This window comes from Microcoleus sp. PH2017_24_DOB_U_A, from assembly GCF_020738205.1.
Classification (GTDB): domain Bacteria; phylum Cyanobacteriota; class Cyanobacteriia; order Cyanobacteriales; family Microcoleaceae; genus Microcoleus.
This window is the reverse complement of record NZ_JAEQCT010000191.1, coordinates 1-4,370: the sequence shown is the minus strand read 5'-3', so window position 1 is coordinate 4,370 and position 4,370 is coordinate 1. Positions and strand designations below refer to the sequence as shown.

Genomic DNA, 4,370 nt, shown 5'->3' with positions numbered 1-4,370 from the left:
TGATGCCGAGTTTTACCGTTCCGACTAACTTCTTTTGAGCCACAATTAGGGCAACAATTAATTTCTAATGTCATATCACGCTATGGCAAACACTTCTCTAATTATAGCTTGCTCCGATCCTTTCCTTCAGGGCACTACCCTGGTTTCAAACGGCAGTTGGCCCGTCAGCATTTCATAGAGAGTTGCGCCGAGAGAGTAATAGTCGGTGCGATAATCTAGGCTGCGGTTCATTCTGCCAGTTTGTTCTGGAGAGATATAGGCGAGAGTGCCTTCTAGAATATGGGGATGCTTGAGGGTGGGTTGTTCGGTTAATTTGTCGGGCGCGAAGACGCTGGCTATCCCAAAGTCAATGATTTTGAGTTGGTTGGTGCTGGGATTGAAAACTATGTTGGCAGGGTTGATATCTTTGTGTATGATGTTGGCGCTGTGAATGTCGCCCAAAATGTCGGCTATTTGAATGGCGAAGCTCAGAGATTCGGATAGAGTAAAGGGGCGAGAGTGCATCAACCTTTTGAGAGATTCTCCTCCGAAGTCTTCGAGTACGATCGCCAAAGTGCGATCGTACTGTTCTAAGCTGTAAGCTCGGATGACTCCTGGGTGATTTAAGCTGCGGATGATGTCATATTCTTGTTTGTGACGGGCGAGTGCAGCCGGAGTGGGGTACTCTTGCTTGAGTATCTTGAAGATTACGTGCTGGCTGTCGGTCGATCGCACGCCCCGGTAAACTAGAGATCGATCGCTTTCATAGATTTTCCTGAAAATTTTGTAGCCTGGAAAGTGGAGCATAACCGCAGAATCTTAGAGAGCAGCAGCGTTTATCCTAGTGTAGCCACTGATATGTGTTAATCGCTACCACCACAAATATTCTCAGACTTGCCTGTAAGCTCTCAACCACGAGCTCGATCGATCGCAAATCCTCAATCTAAAATCCTCAATCTAAAATCTTCAATCTAAAATCTAAAATCAAATAACCCTGCCTTTGTGTGCAAGCATTCAAGGCAGGGTTATTATGGAATATTCGGAATTCTGAGCGAGTAGTCCATGGCGGGCGAGGCCGGATTCGGCTGCCAAGCGTTGCACTACTCGCCCAATCGAGTTATTTTAGAGCTACGTTCGGCCAACATCAGCACTATATAAATAGTCATTACATAACCGGCGGCTAGAATGGGAATAATTAGAGGAATATCGCGATAAATCATAATTAGAACCAAAAGTCAAGGACGAGGAGGAGGACGGGACAAGTTCAAGACCTACTACATTAATTCAGCACGCAAGACTATGCCTTGGTTCTGAAGGCTACTTTTCCATATCAGGCTTGCCGAAAAACTTAGGCGTTCCCGGTGAGTCGATTTGAGATTTTCCATTTTTCGATTTTAGATTTACTCGGCAGATAAATCTGGGAGCTTCAACTAAGATCTAAAATTTTGGGCTACCCACGACAATTGTCGTGGCTTCTACCCGTTTTTGGGCGAGGTCAATAATGATTTACTGCTTTACAGATGCTTGAACAGCGTAAAACCATCCACTTTAGCTGCTTTGAGCTACCGTGCACATCTCATGCGCTAGTCTTAACTCCTGAAAATTTTTAGCCACAAGAAACTAAAAATCTGTCCCAGAAATTTTCGCTGCGATCGACTAACAAGGCTGGCTCTACGAAACTCTTACAGGCATCTGAAAGCTACCTGCCAGCCAGGCTCAATTACAGCCTGTACTTAATGTATAGAATTGTTTAAATCCTTAATACCTATAATAACACAGCGTTTCTGGGATTTAGTTATTTTTTGGCAGTGTGCTTAACAATTCGATACAATAGGAGCAACCCCTCTGGCAGCAGGCTACTCGCCTCTGGCAGTTGGGCGAGTCCTCGCTGGCGACAGACCACAAATAACTGCCGATCGCCTAGATTTTTGTTCCCTATTGCAGAGAATTGTCTTAAAATAAAGATATGATATGTAAAATTTTGTTACTTTACGGCTTGAGTCGGCGTATCCATGATCTCTAGCACTCTCCTATTTTCCTCGGTTGAAGAAGACCTGCGACTGTTGACAGAAAACTTAAAACAGTTAGTGGGTGCCCGTCATCCCATCTTGTACGCGGCTGCAGAATACTTATTCGGCACAAAGGGAAAACGGGTGAGACCCGCAATAGTCTTGTTGATGGCCAAGGCGACGATGCCCGATCGGGAAATCACCGAAAAACACCGCCGCCTCGCGGAAATCACAGAAATGATCCACACAGCCAGTCTAGTCCACGACGACGTGGTGGACGAGTCGGATCTGCGGCGGGGAGTACCGACAGTACACAGTCGGTTTAACAACCGAGTGGCAGTATTGGCGGGAGATTTTCTGTTTGCTCAATCTTCGTGGCACTTGGCAAATCTGGACAACCTGCCAGTAGTCAAACTGCTTTCAGAAGTGATTATGGATTTAGCTGAGGGCGAAATTCAACAGGGACTAAATGGATTTGACACCAGTTTGTCGATCGAAGCGTACTTAGAAAAAAGTTATTACAAAACAGCGTCTTTAATTGCCAACAGTTCTAAAGCAGCGGGCTGTTTGAGCGAGGTTTCAGCAGAAATAGCAGACGATTTGTACAACTACGGTCGCAACATTGGTTTAGCATTCCAAATAGTAGATGATATATTGGATTTCACTGCTTCAACGGAAACTTTGGGGAAACCCGCAGGCTCTGATCTGATTAGTGGTAATTTGACAGCACCAGCACTATTTGCCCTAGAAGAAAAGCCTTATTTGGAAGTTCTAATAGAACGCGAGTTCGCCCAAGAAGGAGATCTAGAGCAGGCTCTGGCGCTGGTAGCAGATTCTCAAGGTATAGAGCGATCGCGAGAACTAGCAACAAATCACGCACAGAAAGCTGTCGAATACTTAGCTGCGCTGCCCCATTCAGAATCCCGTCAAGCCTTGATTGATTTAGCAGATTACGTTTTGAGCCGGCTGTATTAGAGGTTAAAAAGTTGCACGGTAGGGGAATTGGTAATGGGGAGTTGGTAATGGGGAATTTCCTATTACCAATTCATCAGAAATTTAATTATCGCGCTTCTTAAGGATGGCGAATTAAATAATTTACACATATTTGTGGGATGGGCCAGAAGAAGCATAAAACTTGTGGAAGTTATTTAATTTTCATTCCTAAGTGAGTTCCCGAGAGCGCAAGCAATGAAATATTACCGATTACCTATTACCGATTCCCGATTCCCGATTCCCTGACATACTTCACTGCCATTGAGAAAGGGAGAATCTCATTTTTGTAAAAAGCATTTTTTTCTTATAGTGCGAGCGTCCCCGCTCGCGTATTATACGATACGCGAGCGGGGACGCTCGCACTATCTAAATGCAAAACTGAGATGCTCCCTTGAGAAAGGCTATATTTAGGCAATATCTGGCGGTGGAGCCGATCGATACTGTTGCAAGTAAACATTTATTAAGTCCTGCACTTGTCGGCGAGGGATTTCCACCCCGACTTCCTGATTGCCGGGATTTTCAAAAAAAACAATACTGTCGAGACCTTCAAGAGCAATCATCTGAAATAAAATGTGAGTGACAGGCAACTGTACGGGCTTGACGCTCCCGCCCCCAGCCGCCGCAGCGCAGGACGCATCTTTAAGAGTGGGAAAAGCATAAATCACCTTCTTCTCCTGTCCCGGTTGCTTGAGATTGCTCAAAACCACGATCGCCCAACTTTCGTCTACCGATTGCAGGATCGAGTATTCGAGGTGCTGTAGCTGTTGGGCAATTAAAACCAGCGCCGGGGCGATCGCCTCTAAGATTTGTGGCGTCGAACCGTCAGGCGGAGCTTGCTCGATTAGTGCTTGAATCTGTATATCTAAATCCATCAGTCAGTTCATTTGAGATTTGAGTTTAATAATGTCAGGGTAACGGGTGAAGGTGCAAGTATGTAATAACTGGCACTGCCGCATATTAAGCTAAAATGCGAAATCTGAAGTCCCATAAATTTGATTGATAGATATGAAACATATAGCCAAATATAGCCTTTTTTAGCAAAAATTCTGGATTTTTTAGATTAATTCACGCTTTACCCTTCAATCCGAAAAATATCGTACCTGATGCTCGATTTAGTTGATGCGGGTGTCCCTGGCGGATGCAAATTTTATAACTATGTACGAAAAAAAAGTTTTCTGCTCAAAATTATCTCGTCCTCACCACCAAAAATCCCTGGTTAAACCTGGTTGGTGGCGGATAGTACATTTGGGACACATCAAGAAAAAGCAGCCGTCAGTGTTTTTTTGACAAACCTCTGCCTAAAGGCGAGAGGATTCTTGCTTCAGTGGGATTCCGACGAATTTACCCTCGGCAAGCATCTTGACCGTATGCCCTACGGCTGCAAGTCCT

3 protein-coding genes are annotated in these 4,370 nt (G+C 44.9%); 1 reads left to right on the top strand and 2 read right to left on the bottom strand.

Features of this window, described 5'->3' with window-relative positions; genetic code table 11:
• Positions 1–126: 126 nt before the first annotated feature.
• Entirely contained in the window at positions 127–786 is a 660-nt protein-coding gene (locus tag JGK07_RS32755) for a serine/threonine-protein kinase (RefSeq protein ID WP_325315997.1), read from the bottom strand.
• Between the two features lie 1,205 nt (positions 787–1,991).
• Here JGK07_RS32755 and sds point away from each other — a divergent pair.
• The gene (gene sds, locus JGK07_RS32750) at positions 1,992–2,963 is read left to right on the top strand and encodes a solanesyl diphosphate synthase (protein ID WP_293193419.1); all 972 of its coding nucleotides are present in this window, start codon (positions 1,992–1,994) and stop codon (positions 2,961–2,963) included.
• A gap of 425 nt (positions 2,964–3,388) precedes the next feature.
• Here the strand turns inward: sds and JGK07_RS32745 are convergent, their stop codons facing one another.
• Complete coding sequence (locus JGK07_RS32745) at positions 3,389–3,853, bottom strand: hypothetical protein (RefSeq protein ID WP_293243221.1); 465 nt, start codon at positions 3,851–3,853, stop codon at positions 3,389–3,391.
• Positions 3,854–4,370 lie beyond the last annotated feature (517 nt).

Coding starts and splice junctions, on each gene's coding strand:
- JGK07_RS32755 (WP_325315997.1), bottom strand. CDS start 786: ATGCTCCACTTTCCAGGCTACAAAATTTTCAGGAAAATCTATGAAAGC.
- sds (WP_293193419.1), top strand. CDS start 1,992: ATGATCTCTAGCACTCTCCTATTTTCCTCGGTTGAAGAAGACCTGCGA.
- JGK07_RS32745 (WP_293243221.1), bottom strand. CDS start 3,853: ATGGATTTAGATATACAGATTCAAGCACTAATCGAGCAAGCTCCGCCT.